Genomic DNA, 18,206 nt, shown 5'->3' on the forward strand with positions numbered 1-18,206 from the left:
ACCTTCAGTTTACACCACCGATCCCTCAGGTACACACCGCGCAATCGCGTGTGACTCTCTTATTTCGAGAAGGCTGTCCCGACCTCATCTCGTGCCCAGATGGCCACGATATAAACACTGGATTTGACTTAAGCACTTCCGAGTTGGATTCTAGAGTTTGCAGAGTTGCCGCTTGCGAGAAGCGTTTCATGACATTGCTCTCCGGTGCTCAATGGAGTGCACCACAGGCAGCCCGCTCCGCGAGGGAACCGCGCAACAAGGGAGTTTGAAATGAAGGCAGAAATGATGACTTTTGTGGTTGCCGTCGCGCTAAGTGCGATGGCCGCCGCAACTGCGATAGCCGGTCCCCTGACGGACCGGATCGCTGCGGGGGAGCCGATTCGCCTTGGCTTTGCCAATGAAGTGCCGACCGCGTATGCGGGAAAGAACGGAGAGCCTGAGGGCTTTGCCAACATCATGACGCTCGGTGTACTTAAAAAGATGGGTTATGAGAAAATAGAGCCCGTCCAGACAGAATGGGGTGGGCTGATCCCCGGACTACAGGCGGGTCGCTTCGACATTATCACAGGTGGGATGTTCATTCTCAAATCGCGATGTGAGAACGTCGCCTTCGCCGAGCCGATCTACAAGCTGGGAGAGGCATTCCTTGTTCCCGCAGGCAATCCCAAAGGTCTCCGCAATTACGACGACGTACGCGAGAAGGGTGCTGTTATGGTCACCGGGGCTGGTTACGCGAACATTCAACACGCGAAGGCTGCGGGTGTCGACGCGGCCAAAATCATGGAGGTACCAGGTCCAACCGAGATCCTTGCTGCCGTGCTAGCCGGGCGCGCAGACGCTGGGGCAGGCACCCCCGTCCTGGTTGGAGAGTTGGCCGCCAGCAGCGGTGGTAAACTGGAAGTAACCGACGCAGCAGCGATGCCTAAGGATTCGCTCAACTGGGGTGGCATCGCCTTCCGAAAGGACGACCAGGACTTCATAGCCGCCTTCAATTCGGCCCTGACGGAATATTTGGGGTCTGAGGAGATGATGAAAGCAGTCGCCAAATACGGCTATACGAAAGATTGGCTGCCAGGCGACGAGAAGACCGACTGGATCTGCGCCAACCGATAGTCGAAACGAGCGGCGGACCGAAAACCCGGTCCGCCGCTTGCTTTCTCCTAAAGTGCCTGTCATTGGGTGATTGCCTCCCGCCTAAGTGGCCATAAGGGGAAGGTCTAAGCGGCGTGTCATATTTCGAGTTCCTCGGCCAATACGGCGACCGGATCCTCAGCGGGACTCTGATCACGATCTTATTAACCGTCACGGCATCGATTTTAGGGATTGCGTTAGCGCTGTCGACCGGGCTGATGCGTATGTCGCCAAATCCGCTGGTCCGCGGCGTGGCCACCGTCTACATCGAGGTATTCCGCGGCACCTCGCTCCTCGTCCAGCTTTATTGGATCTTTTTTGTGCTGCCGCTCTTCGGAATCACCCTCGAGAAATTCACCGCCGGCTTCGTCGCTGTCGGAATGAACCTCGGCGCCTACGGGTCAGAGCTGGTGCGCGGCGCGATCCTGTCTGTACCGCGGGGTCAATGGGAGGCCGCGCTGGCGCTCAACATGTCTCCGGCCAAGCGCATGCGACGCGTGATCCTGCCGCAGGCGTTGCTGATCATGCTGCCACCTTGGGGTAATCTTCTCATTGAGCTTATGAAGGGCACAGCCCTGGTCGCGCTGATTGCCGTCGCCGACTTGACGTTCCAGGCCAAGCAGATCAACGCTACAACCTACTTGTCAGCCCAGAGCTTCGGTACCGCGCTTGTCGTCTACTACATTGTCGCTCGCTTCATGATCACTCCCTCCATGCGATGGTTGGAAGGGTTCATGATGCGCAAGATGGGGAGGGCGTGACGCAGTGTTGGACTGGCGATGGGACTTTACCTGGGAAATTCTGCCCCGCCTGCTCGTGGCCACCGGTAACACCTTCATGGCGGCCGGTTTCGGCTACGCCATCGCCGTTATTCTCGGTCTCGTCTTCGCGCTTGCACAACGCACCCCTTACCCGGCATTGACCATGATCGTTCGGGAAATCGTCGAGTTTATCCGCTCGACGCCGCTCGTACTACAGATCTTCTTCGTCTTCTATGTCGGCCCACAATTCGGCCTGACGCTCTCGCCGTGGACGGCGGGCATGATCGCCATCGGACTGCATTACGCTTCCTACCTGTCGGAGGTCTATCGCGGCGGGCTGGACAGCGTGCCGAAAGGTCAGTGGGAGGCGGCGACCTCGCTCAACCTTCCGACCGCGCGGACCTATTTCCGCGTCATCATCCCGCAGGCGCTGCCGCCTTCGCTCGCCGGCATGGGAAACTACCTGGTCGGCATCTTCAAGGACACGCCTATCCTGTCGGTCATCGGCGTGGCCGAACTGATGCACGCGGCGAACTCCATCGGCTCCGAGACCTATCGATTCCTCGAGCCATACACGCTGGTCGGGGTCATCTTCCTGGCCATCTCGCTGCCCACCGCCGGTGGCATTCGCATCTTCGAGAGCTGGGTGCGCAGAAAGCTGGGGATGAGCTGATGACCACCAAAGACCTGTCCACCTTCCCCCTCGCGCTCGAAGGCGACAACGTGCCGATGGTGAGCTTCAGGAAGGTCACCAAGCGCTACGGTAGCCTGGTGGTCCTGGATTCGCTCGACCTCGACGTCGCCGAAGGCGAAATGGTCACCATCATCGGCCCGTCCGGCTCGGGAAAGACGACCGTCCTCAGAATGCTGATGACGCTGGAGACCATCAATGGCGGCGTCATCTACGTGGACGGCCAGCCGCTGACCCACATGCCCAACGGCACCAGACTTGCCCCAGCCAACAGCCGCCACCTGCGCAAGATGCGCTCCAGGATCGGCATGTGTTTCCAGCACTTCAATCTGTTCCCGCACATGACCGCGCTGGAGAACTGCATGGAAGGCCCGGTGCATGTGCTCGGCCTGTCGAAGAAGGAGGCGCGCGAGCGCTCGGAGGAACTGCTGGCGATGGTCGGCATGGCCGACAAGCGCGACCAGCATCCTTCCCGCCTTTCCGGTGGCCAGCAGCAGCGCGTGGCGATCGCGCGAGCGCTCGCCATGCGGCCGAAGGTCATGCTTTTTGACGAGGTCACGTCGGCGCTCGATCCCGAGGTCATCGGCGAGGTCACCACCGTCATCCGTAAGCTCGTCGCCGAACACCACCTGACCATGCTGATGGTCACCCACCAAATGGGCTTCGCCAAGGACATCTCGGATCGCGTATGCTTCTTCTACGGCGGACGCATCGAGGAGCAGGGGACACCCGGCCAACTGTTCGGCAATCCGCAGAAAGAGCGTACACAGCAATTCCTTAGCGCGGTTAAGGAAGCGGTCTGATTTGCTTGCTTATCGCCGCGTCCTCGGCTCGTCGAAATAGGCGCCATACCCATTTTCGGCGGGTGAATAGGGCAGAGGCGCGACAGTGGCGGCGACAACGCCGGAGGGGTATCTTCTCCCTAGACGCTGCATGGCCTCATGAATACCAAAGTATCCCGGCAGCGAGCGTCGCGATCATAAAGTGCGCCTCGAGAAATTGCCATTCACGGCTGCAAGCAGGGGCTGGAGCGCTGATACCCGGTTCCATCTTGTTGCGCGCTCCGGCATAGCAAAGATCAATAATTTATCAGCATCTCGCGCGGCAAACTGATAAGAGACTTTGCGCCATTTTCGGTTATTCGCACTGTCTCACTGAAGATGTAGCCGTCCGTTTTTTCCCAGATCCCAATAAGAAGGTGGAAGGTCATATTGGGCAGAATTTCAGTCTCATCTCCCTCCATGAAATTCGGGCCACCATCCACCCAGTCAAGGCCGATCGAGTACCCAATCCTAGACTCTTTCCGGACACCACGAGGTCCAAACTCACGCCGAAAAGCCCGCTCAACATCGCTGCTCTTAACCCCGGGCCGCAAAACTTCAAAGGCGGCAAGCCAACCGTCCCGGCACGCTTCGTGCACGTAGCGTGATCGAGCGGGCGGTTCACCCAAAAATATGCTCCGTGACCCGGCGCAGACATACCGATGGCGGAAAGCACCCATCTCGAAATTGGTCTGGCAGCCCATCTTGTAGGCCCCGTCGCCCCACTTGCTATGGCATTGGTTCGCAGGAGAGCCAATCGCCATATTTGGCATTGATATAGGACCAGGGCCGCCTGGAATCTCAGGCGTGCCGCTGGTCAGGGCATGCTGTACGGCAGCTGCTACGTCGCATTCGCGCACGCCAACAGCGATCATACCCTGAGCCTCTTTCATGGCCCTATCGACGATCTTTCCCGCCTGCTCCATATATGTAAGTTCCGCAGGCGATTTTATTGCCTTCAGAGTAGAGACCAACCCATCAGCGTCGATGAATTCCGCCACTCCCAAGCTCTTGCTCAGAGCGGCATATCCCTTCAATCCTAGCATTTTGCCGGAAATTTCGACCCCGATACGTGTCGATTTTGTGCGATCACGAACGAATTCCCCAATGGGCTGCCACGCGGTAAGTTCTTTAGAACCAATGTATTTTTCTGCGTAACTGAGGATGCGTGATTCCGGAAGATACGACTCGACCGCTGCACCGTGAGTATCGAGTTCGCGCATTATGAGCCAAGGGTCTTCCTCGTCCTGGAAGATCAAAGCAACTTGCGGCACGTAGTCGGAATATCCTGCATATCCCGTCAGATAGTTCAAATTTGATTCTTCTAGAACGAGCAGAGCATCAATTCCTCGATCAGCCATCTTTTTTCGTAGCCGGGATACGCGTGCGCGATATTCATCTTGACTAAATGCGGGCATTGCCATTTCTCCATCTTTATTCATCACGATTGCGAAAGCAATCAATTTGGCGCTGCGAAATTTTAGCTAGCGTGTTGAGACCGCGATGCCTAGCTAATCGTTGCGTGCGTCTGGTCGACAATAAAACAAACGTCTATTGGACGTTTTCGGACAGGAAAGCTTGTCGACATCAACTTTTTTTCCGTCTCTACACGTCCTCCCTAAATACCGCTTGACTGACACCCGGTTGGAAATCTTATCGAGGCGGGAGCGTCACTCGCGCTGCCCGCAAGTCCTGGGGCGCGCCGTTTGTCGCCGCTTTTTCGATTCAGGGCCACCCAGCACATCTGACGATCTATTTCATTTGCACCGAGCATCAGGTGCGCGAATGTCTTCGTCAAATACTGATTTTGCACCCTTGTCATCTTGAAGGGAGATGGGCGCAAGCGTGGAGCTTGTGGTCTCAAGGACACGTTCGCTACCCGTCGCCCAACTGGTCAGATCGGCGGAGAGGCGAATAGGCGAATAGCCCTTCATCCGGCCGGACCGTATGGCTCTACTGTTTGGACCAATCGCGTCGGTAGCATGACAAGCAGCCAGTCAGGGACGCATTTTTGTGCGCTTGCAACTACACGCTGACTTTAGCCCTATAGTATCTTCGGATGCCGATGGAATCTCTTTGCGCACAGAGGGCTATGACGCGGTGGCCAATCGCCGCTCTGTGTTGAGGTCGCAGCGTTGACCAGTCCGATGGCACGGTTCCGAATGCGCGACCTAGTCTAATTCTTAACTGTATCTCCAAACGAGATGGAACCCATATTGGAACAATATTTGATTGTGCCGAGGAAGCCGCTGATTGATAGTCGGCATGTAGGTATTGCGTTTGGCAGTCGACCGTCAGGGTTTCCCGCCCCTTTTGTGCGGAATGCATTGGTCAAGCGCCGGCTATCAGCCGCCCCCGGCGGCCAAGTGGGGGCAGCTACTTATTGGCGCCAATCAAAGGTCCAAAAAATTGGTGTTGCATATGCGGAATATTGACGAGTTTCGTACGCTGCACAATGAGGTCGTTGAGTGGCGCCACTACCTCCATCAACATCCAGAGCTGGGCTACCAAGTTCACAACACAGCTCGGTTTGTCGCTGAGAAACTGGCTTTATTCGGGATCAACCATATCGAAACCGGAGTGGCGGAAACAGGCGTTGTCGCTGTCATTCAGGGGACAAACGGGGAAGGACCGACAATTGGGCTTAGGGCTGACATGGATGCCCTGCCCATCGCTGAGGAGTCTGGCAAGCAATGGGCCTCTTCCACGGTCGGTCTCATGCATGCATGTGGACACGACGGCCATACGGCCATGTTACTTGGCGCTGCTAAGCACCTCGCGGCATCCCGAAATTTCAAGGGGACAGTTGTGCTAATTTTCCAGCCGGCGGAAGAAGATGGGCGTGGTGCCCAGAAAATGGTGCAGGATGGCCTCATGGAGCGATATGGGATCGACCAGGTCTATGGAATGCACAACATGCCCGGTATTGATATTGGAACGTTCGCAATTCGCGACGGTTCGATTCTGGCCGCTCTTGACGAATTTGACGTGATTATCAAGGGAAAGGGAGGCCATGCGGCTTCCCCTCATCTTACGATTGATCCGGTTTTGGTAGGAGCACAGATTATCGTTGGCCTCCAGAGCCTTGTGTCCCGCAATACCGACCCTACCGAGGCTCTTGTGATCTCGGTAACGAGGTTTAACGCGGCCCATGCCTACAACGTCATTCCAAACCAAGTTGCACTAGGTGGTACGGTCCGGAGCCTGTCGCCGACACTGCGGGATTTTGCGGAACATCAAATCAAGGCTTGCGCTGAAGGGATCGCAAATGGATTTGGCGCGACAATCGATTACAGCCACCGGCGGCTCGAACCTCTCACTTTTAATCACACAGAGGGTACTCGCTGGGCACTCGAGGCTGCCTATGGTTTGGTTGGCAAGAATTCCGTGAACGACAACACCAAGCCTTTAATGGGATCAGAGGACTTCGCTTACATGTTGGAAGCTCGGCCGGGCGCCATGATCTTTCTCGGCAACGGGGCAACGGCGGGCTTGCATAGCCCCTCTTACGATTTTGACGACGAGGCGCTCCCCTACGGCGTGGGATACTGGGTCAACCTAGTCGAGACGATTTTGGCCGCCTGACCCGCTGAAATGCCGCGAAACGCCTTCAGGGCTCGGCGGTATTGATGTGTTTGTGACTTCCACATCGAATTCGACAAGGCAGAAGGTCTACCATGAGTGCGGAAAGCTTGCGCTTCGAGCTAGCAGAATACCGAGATCGTCTCGCCAAAGCGCGCCATGCTATGGAACAGGCCGGTCTCGATCTGTTGGTTGTGACGGACCCCTCCAACATGAATTGGCTTACCGGCTATGACGGCTGGTCTTTCTACGTTCCCCAGTGCGTCGTCGTGTCCAAGGAAAAGGACCCCCTATGGTTCGGTCGTGGCATCGATGCTAACGGTTGCCGTCGCACAGCGTACCTTTCCGAAGATCGGATCAAATCCTATCCTGATCACTACGTCCAAAACGACGCTATTCATCCGATGGAGGTGCTTGCCGAAATCATCACTGCGGAGGGTTATGCGTCGGCGGCCATCGGCCTTGAGAAGGACAACTACTTCTGTACCGCGCGCGCGTTTGAAGCCCTGTCGGCATCCCTCCCCAACGCAAAATTCAAAAACGCCTACCGGCTGATCAACTGGCAGCGCATCCTAAAATCGCCGCGGGAAATCGAATACATGCGGGGCGCCGGCAAGATCGTCGGGGCGATGTACGAGCGCATCACGGAAGTGCTGCGGCCAGGCGTGAAACAGTCTGATATCGTTGCCAGCATCTACGACGCCGCCACGCGTGGTGTCGATGGATTCTGGGGCGACTATCCGGCTGCTGTGCCCATGATCGGCGCTGGTGCAGACGCCGCAGCACCCCACCTGACCTGGAGCGACAAGCCGGTACGGGCCAATGAGAGTATCTTCTTCGAACTCGCGGGCGTCCATAAGCGGTACCACAGCCCGCTTTCCCGTACGTACTTCCTCGGCAAGCCGAGCCAGCAGATTCTTGATGCCGAGAAGGGTGTCCTAGAGGGGATGGAAGCCGGCTTGGAAAAGGCCGTTGCCGGGTACACCTGTGAAGACATTTCGAACGCCTACACGGGCGTTCTCGCGAAATATGGCATCGTTAAAACAAGCCGCTCGGGCTACTCGATTGGTCTTGCCTATCCGCCGGACTGGGGCGAGCACTCGGCCAGCTTCCGGGAAGGCGACAAGACCGAATTGCGTCCGGGCATGACGTTCCATTTCATGACAGGAATCTGGAATGACGATTACGGAATCGAGATCACCGAAAGCATTCTGATCACCGAAGGGAAAGCAGAATTTCTCGCCGATGTTCCTCGAAAGCTTTTCGTTATTGATTGAAAGGCCGAATTCTTGGCCGGTCAATCCGGATATTCAGACGAGGAATTGCCCATCTTCGACCGCTTGGATGCAACGGCGGTCTGGCGTGAAACGGGAGGACGCGGATCATGATGCTTGAGTACATCAGGCTATCTCTCGCAGGCGTCTGCCGCCCCCGTGTGCGGCTGTGAGGTGTGTGAACGCGCATCTGACGCGATACGCTTTAGGCTATCGATCGCCATCGCGCACACATCTGTTGCTAATGTGGTTCAGGTCATAAAGGCCAGGTTAGGTGGCTCAAAGGAAATCCCAGCGTACCGTTTGTTGGACTGAACTACTCCAAGACTTTGGTGTTACAGGACTTTTCTTCAGGCGGACGCCCTCCATCTGAAAACGCGATGGCACCGCCCCGGACTTTATATTGGCGAACTCGATGCCAACTGACGCATAGTGGGACAGGTAATGGTGGACCAGATCTGGCCACAAATGTGTTTGGACCAAATAGAGCGAAACGAAGTGCAGATAACAGATGTCCTGCTTGCGCCCGGCAACGGCGCATTCTTTTATGACGACCAGGAAGCCATCAGGTCCGGCGCGACCCAGGACGGCTTCATCTATATTGGCGCACCAACAACGCCTGGCTTCAAGTCCATTCGTATTCCAGCATCTTCGCTCAGCATCGGACTCGTCCTTACCGACGAGACCGTTGTTTGGGGCGACATGATGAACGTCCAGTACTCTGGTGCCGGTGGACGCGATCCTCTGTTCGACACCGATCAAATCTCAGATTTAACGTCACGCGTGGTCGCGCCGCGGCTTTTTGATGTCGATGCATCTCGGTTTCGTGATTGTTGCACGATGGCTTTTGAACCTGTCGAACATCTGCGCTTACCTCTGGCTGTCGAGTATGGCGTGAGCCAAGCTCTGCTTCGCGCAGCCGCCCACCTTCAGCGCAAGACAATGGCGGAGATCATATGCGCGGAGTTCGATCTGCCGCTACCGACGTGCAGCGTCCCGATTTACTGCCAGAGCGGTGACGCTCGCGAAATCAATGTAGATAAAATGATCCTGAAGGCCGTGGATGTGCTTCCCCACGGCCTGATCAACTCGCGGCAGAAATTCGGCGTCGGCGGCCAGACCTTCATGGAGTTCGTCAAGTGGGTTGCAACGCGTTCGCGCGAAATCGGCCGCCCCGGGTATCATCCGGTGCTGCATTTCGATGTGTATGGTTGGGTCGGCCAAGAAGTCGGCTTGGAGCCGCAACTCATCGCCGACTTTATCTGCAAGGTTGCTGATACCGTTCCGGGTTTTACGCTCAACGTCGAATGCCCAGCGGACTTTGGTTCGACGCAAGCTCAAATTGAGAACTACGCCAAGATCGTATCGATTTTGGACAACCGGGGTTCCAGTGCGCGTATTGTCGTGGATGAGAGATGCAATACGCTCGAGGACATTCGGCTTTTTGCCGAAGCGAAGGCCACGCATCTGGTCCAAATCAAGACGCCAGACGTCGGCTCAATCGCCGACACGGCGCGCGCAGTTCTCATCTGCAAGGCGAACAAGGTAGGGGCGTATGTCGGGGGAAGCTGTACCGAGACGGATCTCTCCGCCCAGGCGTCAGTCCACGTTTCGGTGGCGACCCAGGCCGACATGATGCTCGCAAAGCCCGGAATGGGCGTCGACGAGGCATTCTCAATTGTTGGGAACGAACAAAACCGGTTGCTGGCGACGCTGAACCGTCGTCGGACTCAAAACGAAAACGCTGGATGAAACGCACGGTGTCGCATGCAGAACTCTCTTGAGGGGATCACTGTCGTAGCCGTGGAGCAGGCCGTGGCCGCGCCTTATGCATCCTCCCGTCTTGCGGACGCGGGCGCCCGGGTGATCAAGGTCGAAAGGCCCGAAGGAGACTTCGCGCGAAACTACGACAAGTTGGTGCGGGGTCAGAGCGCCTACTTCGTCTGGCTCAACCGGGGGAAGGAGTCGGTCTGTCTGGATTTGAGGTTGGAGGCGGATCGCGCCGTCCTCGACACGCTCATTGCCGGTGCTGACGTCTTTATCCAGAATCTGAAGCCGGGCAGTATCGAAAAACTAGGTTTTGGGTCTGCGGATCTCCGTCGACGTTTTCCGCGTCTGATCACCTGCGACATCTCTGGTTTCGGGGAGAAAGGGCCGTATTCCCATTTGAAGGCTTATGATCTCATCGTCCAGGCTGAAACAGGTCTATGCGCGATCACCGGCAACCAACAGGGGCCCGCGCGGGTAGGGGTCTCGGTTTGCGACATCTCGGCGGGCATGACGGCACATAGCGCCATTCTTCAGGCGCTCTATCACCGCGAGGTCACCGGCGAAGGGACAAGCATTCAGGTGTCACTGTTCGATGCCGTCGCCGACTGGATGAATGTTCCGGTTCTACAGCACGAGTATAGCGGCTATCAAACTGTACGCGCCGGCGTGAAACACCCGTCGCTGGCGCCATATGGCGCCTATCGTTGCGCCGACGGCAAAGAGGTGATCTTTTCGGTTCAGAATGACCGCGAATGGGTGAATTTCTGCGAGAAATTCCTGAAGCAGCCGGCGCTCACACGCGCACCTGGTTTTGCCGACAACATGGAGCGCCTCGGTCACCGGGCGCAACTTGATGAGATCATTGAACTGCGTTTTTCCGAACTGTCCTGCCACGAAGCAATGCGGGAGCTTGAGTCGGCCGGCTTGGCATATGGCCGACTGAACGAAGTGGTGGATGTTTCAAGGCATCCACACATTCGCAGGGTGCAGGTTGGCACACCCGAAGGAACCGTCGAGACGATAGCGCCGGCGGCGATTTTCAACTCTGAGCGCCCCTCGCTGCGCCCAGTTCCGGCTCTTGGTGCTCATACCGAGGCTGTCCGCGAGGAGGTTCGGGGGCTTTTGCGCGAAAGAGCCGCGTCAGCGTGAGGGCGCGTCCCGGTAAGGTGAGTGCGCTCGCGATTTACAAAGAGCTTGTGCACCTCGGATCATCTCAGCGCATAGGCGGCCGAGAAAGCTCACTGGCACCGCCCTCGCTAAAATCGACCGCAGAGGCGACTCCATGATCAAGGACACCTTTGCGGCCGTTGAAAGCGCGATGTCTGTACCACGCTGGAGATCCCTGCTCTTCGTTCCCGCTCACGTTCCGCGCTTTGTGGAGACGGCCCATGAGCGCGGTGCAGATGGCGTCATTCTCGACCTGGAGGATTCCGTTCCCCAGGATCAGAAGGGCGAGGCACGGCGGCAGCTTCCTGCATCCGTGGCAAAGGTGGCGCGCAAGGGCGCATCTGTTTTGGTCCGCGTGAATCGTGGTTTGCGCGCCTTGGCGGCCGATCTCGATGCAGCCGTGATGGCTGGTGTTGACGCACTGGTTCTTCCGAAGACGGATTCGGCAGAGTGGGTATTAGAGATCGCGAATGCGGTTTCGGAACTTGAACGAGAAAGAAATCTTCCGCGGGGACGCATCCGGTTCCTTGCCCAGATCGAGACCCCGGGCGCCTTGCAAAGGCTCGCGGCCATTGCGTCGGCGCATCCAAGGATGGTCGCAATGGCGCTTGGTCCTGAAGACTTCAGTGCCGCTGTTGGCGGCGCCCCGGAATTCGACCTTCTCTTGACGCCGAACCTTTCTGTTCTGTTTGCCGCCCGTGCGGCCGGGTTGCTCCCGCTGGGCTTCATAGGAAGCATCGGCGAGTTCTCGGACACTGATAAACTTCGAGAAGCCGCGGCGCATGCGCGGAGGCTTGGCTTTGCCGGAGCTTTGGCGATCCATCCGACACAGGTGGCCATATTCAATGAGGCTTTCTCGCCAAGCGCACAGGAACTCGAGTGGGCCCATAGTGTCGTCGCGGCGGAAAACGATGCCGCCACGCGTGGACTGTCTGCATTCTCGTTGAATGGTACGATGGTTGATCCGCCAGTGGTTCGGCGCGCCCATGAGATCCTGGCTCTCGCTAGCAATAACTGAGCCTTTGATCAGCGGCCGGACAGGCGCTGGTTTGTCATGGCCCCAGTTTGTTGCTTGCCTGCCATCTCGTTTCGAGATAGATAAGAAGGCACTGGGGATCATGCCCCGGTTGGATTTGTTCATCGTGGACATCAGGCAGTTAAGATACTTTGTCGGCGTCGTCGAAGCGGGCAGTTTCACGAAGGCAGCTGCGACCCTCAACGTTGCTCAAAGCGCTCTAAGCCTGCATGTGCGTCAACTGGAGGAAGGATTCGGAACCCAGCTGCTGGTACGCGACAGGACCGGTGTCAGCGTCACAGCGTCCGGAGACAAGCTGCTTGAGCGCGCCCGGATCATTCTGAAGGAAATTCAGCTCACTGAGGCGGAACTGACCAACTCGGTGGCCGCTCCTTCCGGAGAGGTGACCATTGGCATTCCGTCCGGAGCCGCTCGCGTCCTTAGCGGTCCCTTGCTTGAAACGGTAAGAAGCGAATTGCCGAGGATCTCGCTTAAGATGATCGAGGGCATGACGGGACCGCTCGAAGAGTGGATGGCTGCTGGCCGCTTCAATCTGGCTGTCCTTTACCGCACTGCCGAGAGTGTAGGGCGAATGACGGTGCTGGCACGGGAAGAACTTTGCCTGGTAGTGCCGCGGGGTGAACCGCCTTTCGAAGATTCGATACCGCTCGCCGACCTGCATGCGTTTCCGCTGGCGGTTCCGATGCGCAACAACAATGTCAGGCGTTCGGTGGCTGATGTCGTTGCGCAGCACGGGTGTGTGCTGGACGTCAGATTCGAAGTCGACTCCCTTTCTACGATCATCAACATGGTGATGGAAGGAAAAGCCTATTCTATCCTTGCCCCGTCGGCCATTCAGAAAGAGGCGTCTCAAGGCCAAGTCCGGACGGTTAAGATCATTGATCCGGTGATTACCCGTTCCGTTGTGCTTGCCGTCAATCCAAAAGATGAGCGCTCTCCAGCCGTCTCCGCGGTCCGCAAGCTGATCCCCAAGGTCGTAAGGACTTTGATCGAGGGCAGGCACTGGTCGGCCACGGTTCCGGACCGGGTTTAGGAAATCCCAAGCCAAATTCTTCCAGTGCTATGGCTCTTCGCGGCTGCTTGAGCAGCATCAATCTGGATTCGAGATGGTTTTGGGCGACATTCAATATTTGACCGCATGCGACTATCGCGATGAACTGCGGAGGAGCGAGTGCGAATTCCAGGAATTAGCCGGACGGGATTCCGATCAAAATCCGGACAGCGTTCCGATCAATTGCCGGCCCTGCAGGGCGAGGTTCCAAGTGCCGCGCGCGTGCCGAAGGGCTGCCGTTTTCATCCGCGTTGCCCGCTCGCGTTCGATCGCTGTCAGCAAGAGGAGCCGCTGGCCGTCGAAGTGGGACCGCAGCACTTGTCCGCGTGCTGGCTTGCAAAATGACGGCTTAGTCGGCGCCACCGCTACGCGGCGCGGCTCATCACGCGTTTGATGGAGCTCGGCGAAAAGCTGAATCGCCGATACGGCGCGTGCCGTTCTTATCTGTAAGGCGAACAAGGTCGGGGCGTACCGGTCGAGGCAGGTCTCACCGGTCTATGCTGGCGCCGCGATCCACCGCGTCCTTGACAAGACGCTCCATGGCCTCGATTCGGCGCGCGTTTGCCATCGGTCCCATCTCCGTCGTAGGGTCGTCGGGTGGGCCAATTTTGATTTTGCGGGCGACGTCGGTCATCCGGGATAGAAACTCCTCATAGAGTGGCCGCGCGACGAGGATCCTGCTTGGCGCGTTGCAGCTCTGGCCCGCGCACTCGAACTTGAATTCCGAAATTGCCGGAACGGCCTTTGCGAGATCAGCATCCTCGAAGCCGACGCTGCGGCCATCGAGCCAAATACCTCCTCTGTTGCCGGGTTGGCCACCGTCAGCGTTCCACTGCCGCCTCGAGGCAATATCCACTATGGCAAAGCAGCAATCACGAAGGCACCCTACATGGTTCTGTTCGCCAGTGCTGCCATGGTCATCACCGTAGTCGGGCTGACCCTGATCGGAGACGGCCTCCGTGATCTGGTGGATCCTCGGATGGGCGCGCACCCGGAACCAGGCTGGGCCAGAAGGCTCTCCCGCCTTGTCTTGCCACGCACCAAGGAAAGAGAGCGCGAATGACCCCCCTCACTATCGACAATCTAAAGATCTCTTTCGGCCGAGGCGCGATCGAGGCTGTGCGCACTTGCACAAAATGTGCCAAACGCGACGCGGTGGGTAACGAAGGGAAGGAGGCGTGGGTTGAGCGCAGCTGGCGATACAAAGGCAATTACACCGCCGGATATTCGTTCGCGAAAGGGTGGAACGCCGCTCGTCTGCCTTACCGCCTACACGACCCCGGTTGCCCGGCTGGTCGACCCCCATTGTGATGTGGTGCTGGTCGGCGACAGCGTCGGCATGGTTCTCCACGACCTGCCCTCGACGCTCGGCGTGACGCTGGAGATGATGATCATGCACGGCAAGGCCGTGCGACGCGGCCTGGAGCAGGCGCTGATGATCGTCGATATGCCGTTCGGCTCCTACGAGGAAAGCCCCGAGCAGGCCTTCCGCAATGCCGCGCGCGTCATCGCCGAGACGCTGCGCGGCCGTCAAGCTCGAGGGCGGCGGGAGCATGGCCGAGACGGTCCGGTTCTTGACCAGCCGTGGCATCCCCGTCATGGCCCATGTCGGGCTGACGCCGCAATAGGTCAATGTCTTTGGCGGCTACAAGGTCCAGGGCAGGGGCGAAGACGGCGACAGGATTTTCCGTGACGCAATTGCTGTTGCCGAAGCCGGTGCCTTCGCCCTTGTGCTTGAAAAGGTCACCGAGCCGCTGGCACGGAGAATAACCGAGGAAGTCACAATTCCCACAATCGGGATCGGGGCCTCGGCCGCCTGCGACGGGCAGATCCTGGTGGTCGACGACATCCTGGGGATGTTCACCGGCTTTCGGCCGAAATTCGTCAAGCGCTATGCCGAACTCGGGGAGACCGCCGAGGCGGCCATCGCAATCTACGCGCAGGAGGTGCGCGAGCGCCGATTTCCGGCCGCCGAGCATGTGTTCGGCGATGCGCCAAGAGCCGTCAAAGGAAGAGAAACATGAGCATACCGATCGTTCGGACGATTGCGGAATTGCGCAGCATCGTTGCCAACTGGCGCCACGAAGGCCTGAAAGTGGCCGTCGTGCCGATCATGGGCGCCCTGCATGAAGGCCACCTCAGCCTGATGCGCGCGGCTTTGGAAATGGCCAATCGGGTGATCGTGACCCTCTTCGTCAACCCAAACCAGTTCAACAGCCAGGCCGACGCCGCCGCCTATCCGCGAACCGAGCAGGAAGACGGCGCCAAGCTGGCGCCGCTTGGCGCCCACATTCTCTACGCCCCTGACGGGGCTGAGATGTATCCGGAAGGTTTTTCCACGACGGTGTCGGTCAGCAACGTCAGTGAGGGCTTCTGCGGCGCTCATCGCCCCGGCCATTTCGACGGCGTGGCAAGTCGTCACCAAGCTGTTCCTGCAGGCCGGCGCCGATCTCGCATTCTTCGGCGAAAAGGATTTCCAGCAATTGCACGTCGTGCAGAGACTCGCCCGCGACCTCGATATTCCAATCGAGATTGTCGCCTGTTCAACCGTGCGTGAAGCAGATGGTCTGGCGATGTCGTCGCGCAATGTGAGGCTCTCAGCCGAGCAGCGGTTGGCGGCACCAAAGCTCGCCGAAGTCCTGTGCGAGGCGGCGGAGCGGCTCTCGGCAGGAGCGCCGGTCGAAGCCGTACTCGCCGAAGCCAGGCAAGTGATCCTCACGCCCGGTTACCTCCGGCACTTCCGCCATCCATCTAGGACCTATATGAGGTCTTCGATGCAACGATCGCCACGCAATCCGTTCAAGACGGAAGCACAGCGCTGGCGCAATCTGCTGATTTTAATGATGCTTCAGCGCATCGGCGCCGTCGCGCAGGGGGACGCCTTCGAGCCAGCGGTGCGTATAGGCCAAGCGCTTCTTGCCGCGTTTGACGTGATCGACACGTCGGCCGAGCTCGATGCCGGTGAGGTATTCAAACAGACTTTGTGGGAGGAGGGCTTGCAGACCAAGAGGAAGTGGCTGCCCGAAACCTGGACGGCCGCAGACTGGCTGGCACGGACACAGATCGTCGCCGAGATACCGGATCGAGCAGGGCAAGCGCGCGCCGCCGGTATCGAGCCACCGCAGGCGATATAAAGTTCGGCGCCAACACCTTGCCGGTCTGGCCGACCTGCCAGTTGTTCGGTGCATAGCTGGCATCGACCGCTGCGGTGCGCACCGTGATCACCCCTTTCCACCGGCAGGTGGAACCTTATGGGGTGATCCTTGTCACGCTTGCTCTGCGATCATGTTTCATCTCCGTGTTCGACCGCTGGCGACCCATCTCCTCGTCTCCGACCTGGGTTTCGGCTCTGCCGCCCGCGCGCAGTGGCCGGTCAAGGGTGGCTGAAGCCATCGCGCAGCGACTTGCCCTTGACGGCCTCGGCGGCAAGCTGCCAGTGGTCGGGGGTACATCAGTCGGCCGTCGGCATGACGTCTTGTCGCGTCCAGCGGAACTCTGTGCCGTCGCTCCAGATGCGGTGCATGATCACCGCCAGCCGGCGGGCCAATGCGACAATGGCCTTCTGTCGGCCGCGCCGCTTGGCAACGTTCATCGCCCGCAGCCACGACCATTTCGTCACACGCGTCAGCAGCGTCTGCGCGGCCTCGTAAAGCAGTGTTCGCATCATGCCGTCGCCGCAGCAGGATGTCCGGCCGATGCGCCGGCTTTCACCCGACTCGTCGAGCACCGGCGTTAATCCCAGCGCTGGCCCGGCCGCCTTGGAGTTCTTGAAGCGTTGCGGAATGTCGATCGTCGCCGTGTAGGCCAGCGCGGTCACAGGGCCGACGCCGGGGGTTTCATCAGTCGGCCGCAGACTTCATCGTCGTGGGCAAGGCCAGGACCTTGCGGTGGAGGGCGGCAAACTTCTCGCGCAGCGTGCTGCGCGCCTCCAGCAGCGGTTCGATGATCGCCGCCGGATCGGGCATGCCGTGAGGTAGCGGATGCGTAGGGCGCCGCCCGGCTCCAATACGGATGGCCCATCATTTTGAATAGGCAGGACTATCGGGGCCGTTCCAGGACGGCACGAACAAACCCCTATAGTGGCCCCATGGAGATGCACCAGATCCGCTATTTCCTGGCGGCCGCGCGCACCCTCAAGCGCGGGCACCGCCGAAGAGGATGGCGTGGGCCTTGGCGTCGGTCTTGAGGTCGACGGCTTGCTTGAGCTTGTCGGCGCCGACCTCTATGCCGCGAATGACAGCCGGCCTTGCGCCGACGCGTTCGAGCCAAGCCTTGAGGTTCGGGAACTGTTCGATGTCCTGGCCCTGGCGCTTCCAGGGGATATACGACGGTCGACGCCGCGATGGCCGCGTTCTCGGCGTTCTTCATGCAGAGCCCATCCTTCCTGCGCATCAGAAACGATTGGCGGAAGCCACGCTCGCTCGAACTGCCACAGCCTGTTCGCGATGGACCGCATTCCCTGCCATAACCAGCCGTGCCTTGCTCGATCCAGTCGGCCCGCAGAACTTCTTCCGTCTTCGACGCCCTGTGCGATGGCGGTTGTCTCGACGCCTTGCGTCGGCTCGAAGGACGCGTGCTCATCGCCTACGACGGCATCAAGTACTTCCGCTCAAACGAGATCTCCTGTGCCAACTGCTCGAGGCTCGCGCGGGCTGGCGGTAACACGGAATTCTTCCACACGCTCGTCCCAACCACCCTCGTCGCCCCCGGTCACGGCCATGTCGTGTGTCTGCCGCCGGAATTCGTCGCGCCGCAGGAAAACAGGATTGCGCGCGGCGCTCATTTCAGGCGCCATCCAGCACCGCGCCGGCATGAACGACTCCAAGTTGATCATCGCCATCAACAAAGGCGAGGAGGTGCCGATCTTCCGCGGCCATCTCTTTCCGATCCTGCCCGAGATGTCCCTTTCGATTTGACCGGAA

General features: G+C 58.7%; 13 protein-coding genes and 5 pseudogenes. 14 read left to right on the top strand and 4 right to left on the bottom strand.

Annotated features, from left to right (window positions below; genetic code table 11):
* Positions 1-270: 270 nt before the first annotated feature.
* From ehuB to ehuA, 4 genes are all read left to right on the top strand, one after another.
* Positions 271-1,113, top strand: a complete 843-nt coding sequence (gene ehuB / locus NKH33_RS22285; protein ID WP_352921510.1) for an ectoine/hydroxyectoine ABC transporter substrate-binding protein EhuB — start codon at positions 271-273, stop codon at positions 1,111-1,113.
* A 113-nt stretch (positions 1,114-1,226) separates the two neighbouring features.
* Entirely contained in the window at positions 1,227-1,892 is a 666-nt protein-coding gene (gene ehuC, locus NKH33_RS22290; protein ID WP_352921512.1) for an ectoine/hydroxyectoine ABC transporter permease subunit EhuC, read from the top strand.
* A gap of 4 nt (positions 1,893-1,896) precedes the next feature.
* Entirely contained in the window at positions 1,897-2,565 is a 669-nt protein-coding gene (gene ehuD / locus NKH33_RS22295) for an ectoine/hydroxyectoine ABC transporter permease subunit EhuD (RefSeq protein ID WP_352921514.1), read from the top strand.
* The gene (ehuA, locus tag NKH33_RS22300; RefSeq protein ID WP_352921516.1) at positions 2,565-3,386 is read left to right on the top strand and encodes an ectoine/hydroxyectoine ABC transporter ATP-binding protein EhuA; all 822 of its coding nucleotides are present in this window, start codon (positions 2,565-2,567) and stop codon (positions 3,384-3,386) included. Before ehuD ends, ehuA begins: the two co-directional genes overlap by 1 nt.
* Positions 3,387-3,661: 275 nt before the next feature.
* Here ehuA and NKH33_RS22305 read toward each other — a convergent pair whose 3' ends face one another.
* Positions 3,662-4,867, bottom strand: coding sequence for a M24 family metallopeptidase (locus NKH33_RS22305; RefSeq protein WP_352921518.1), 1,206 nt, complete (start codon positions 4,865-4,867; stop codon positions 3,662-3,664).
* A gap of 958 nt (positions 4,868-5,825) precedes the next feature.
* Here NKH33_RS22305 and NKH33_RS22310 point away from each other — a divergent pair.
* The 7 genes and pseudogenes from NKH33_RS22310 to NKH33_RS22340 form a co-directional block, all read left to right on the top strand.
* Entirely contained in the window at positions 5,826-6,989 is a 1,164-nt protein-coding gene (locus tag NKH33_RS22310; RefSeq protein WP_352921554.1) for a M20 aminoacylase family protein, read from the top strand.
* A 92-nt stretch (positions 6,990-7,081) separates the two neighbouring features.
* Entirely contained in the window at positions 7,082-8,263 is a 1,182-nt protein-coding gene (locus NKH33_RS22315; RefSeq protein WP_352921520.1) for a M24 family metallopeptidase, read from the top strand.
* A gap of 495 nt (positions 8,264-8,758) precedes the next feature.
* Complete coding sequence (locus NKH33_RS22320) at positions 8,759-10,012, top strand: methylaspartate ammonia-lyase (protein ID WP_352921556.1); 1,254 nt, start codon at positions 8,759-8,761, stop codon at positions 10,010-10,012.
* 15 nt (positions 10,013-10,027) lie between these two features.
* The gene (locus NKH33_RS22325) at positions 10,028-11,179 is read left to right on the top strand and encodes a CaiB/BaiF CoA transferase family protein (protein WP_352921522.1); all 1,152 of its coding nucleotides are present in this window, start codon (positions 10,028-10,030) and stop codon (positions 11,177-11,179) included.
* A gap of 133 nt (positions 11,180-11,312) precedes the next feature.
* Positions 11,313-12,215: an HpcH/HpaI aldolase/citrate lyase family protein gene (locus NKH33_RS22330; RefSeq protein WP_352921524.1), complete on the top strand. Its 903-nt coding sequence runs from the start codon at positions 11,313-11,315 to the stop codon at positions 12,213-12,215.
* A gap of 124 nt (positions 12,216-12,339) precedes the next feature.
* Entirely contained in the window at positions 12,340-13,266 is a 927-nt protein-coding gene (locus NKH33_RS22335; protein WP_352921557.1) for a LysR family transcriptional regulator, read from the top strand.
* A 192-nt stretch (positions 13,267-13,458) separates the two neighbouring features.
* Positions 13,459-13,629: pseudogene (locus NKH33_RS22340) on the top strand (oligopeptide/dipeptide ABC transporter ATP-binding protein); the annotation flags it as partial.
* 142 nt (positions 13,630-13,771) lie between these two features.
* Here the strand turns inward: NKH33_RS22340 and NKH33_RS33270 are convergent.
* The gene (locus tag NKH33_RS33270) at positions 13,772-14,275 is read right to left on the bottom strand and encodes an aldehyde dehydrogenase family protein (RefSeq protein WP_502906751.1); all 504 of its coding nucleotides are present in this window, start codon (positions 14,273-14,275) and stop codon (positions 13,772-13,774) included.
* 192 nt (positions 14,276-14,467) lie between these two features.
* On the opposite strand from NKH33_RS33270, the pseudogene panB reads away from it, so the two are divergent.
* Together panB and panC are read left to right on the top strand one after the other, a co-directional pair.
* A pseudogene (panB, locus tag NKH33_RS22350) lies at positions 14,468-15,308 on the top strand (3-methyl-2-oxobutanoate hydroxymethyltransferase).
* Positions 15,305-16,013, top strand: a pseudogene (gene panC / locus NKH33_RS22355) (pantoate--beta-alanine ligase); the annotation flags it as partial. The pseudogenes panB and panC, both read left to right, overlap by 4 nt.
* A 406-nt stretch (positions 16,014-16,419) precedes the next feature.
* Here the strand turns inward: panC and NKH33_RS22360 are convergent.
* Positions 16,420-16,491, bottom strand: a pseudogene (locus tag NKH33_RS22360) (electron transfer flavoprotein subunit alpha/FixB family protein); the annotation flags it as partial.
* Between the two features lie 244 nt (positions 16,492-16,735).
* Positions 16,736-17,243: pseudogene (locus NKH33_RS22365) on the bottom strand (transposase); the annotation flags it as partial.
* A gap of 807 nt (positions 17,244-18,050) precedes the next feature.
* Here NKH33_RS22365 and NKH33_RS22370 point away from each other — a divergent pair.
* The gene (locus tag NKH33_RS22370) at positions 18,051-18,200 is read left to right on the top strand and encodes a hypothetical protein (protein WP_502906752.1); all 150 of its coding nucleotides are present in this window, start codon (positions 18,051-18,053) and stop codon (positions 18,198-18,200) included.
* Positions 18,201-18,206 lie beyond the last annotated feature (6 nt).

This window comes from Mesorhizobium sp. M1182, assembly GCF_040318335.1.
Taxonomy (GTDB): Bacteria; Pseudomonadota; Alphaproteobacteria; order Rhizobiales; family Rhizobiaceae; genus Mesorhizobium.

What these genes read in the sequence shown, in the direction of transcription:
- NKH33_RS22315 (WP_352921520.1), top strand. Translation starts at nt 7,082, where the DNA reads ATGAGTGCGGAAAGCTTGCGCTTCGAGCTAGCAGAATACCGAGATCGT.
- ehuA (WP_352921516.1), top strand. Translation starts at nt 2,565, where the DNA reads ATGACCACCAAAGACCTGTCCACCTTCCCCCTCGCGCTCGAAGGCGAC.
- NKH33_RS22325 (WP_352921522.1), top strand. Translation starts at nt 10,028, where the DNA reads ATGCAGAACTCTCTTGAGGGGATCACTGTCGTAGCCGTGGAGCAGGCC.
- ehuB (WP_352921510.1), top strand. Translation starts at nt 271, where the DNA reads ATGAAGGCAGAAATGATGACTTTTGTGGTTGCCGTCGCGCTAAGTGCG.
- NKH33_RS22330 (WP_352921524.1), top strand. Translation starts at nt 11,313, where the DNA reads ATGATCAAGGACACCTTTGCGGCCGTTGAAAGCGCGATGTCTGTACCA.
- NKH33_RS22310 (WP_352921554.1), top strand. Translation starts at nt 5,826, where the DNA reads ATGCGGAATATTGACGAGTTTCGTACGCTGCACAATGAGGTCGTTGAG.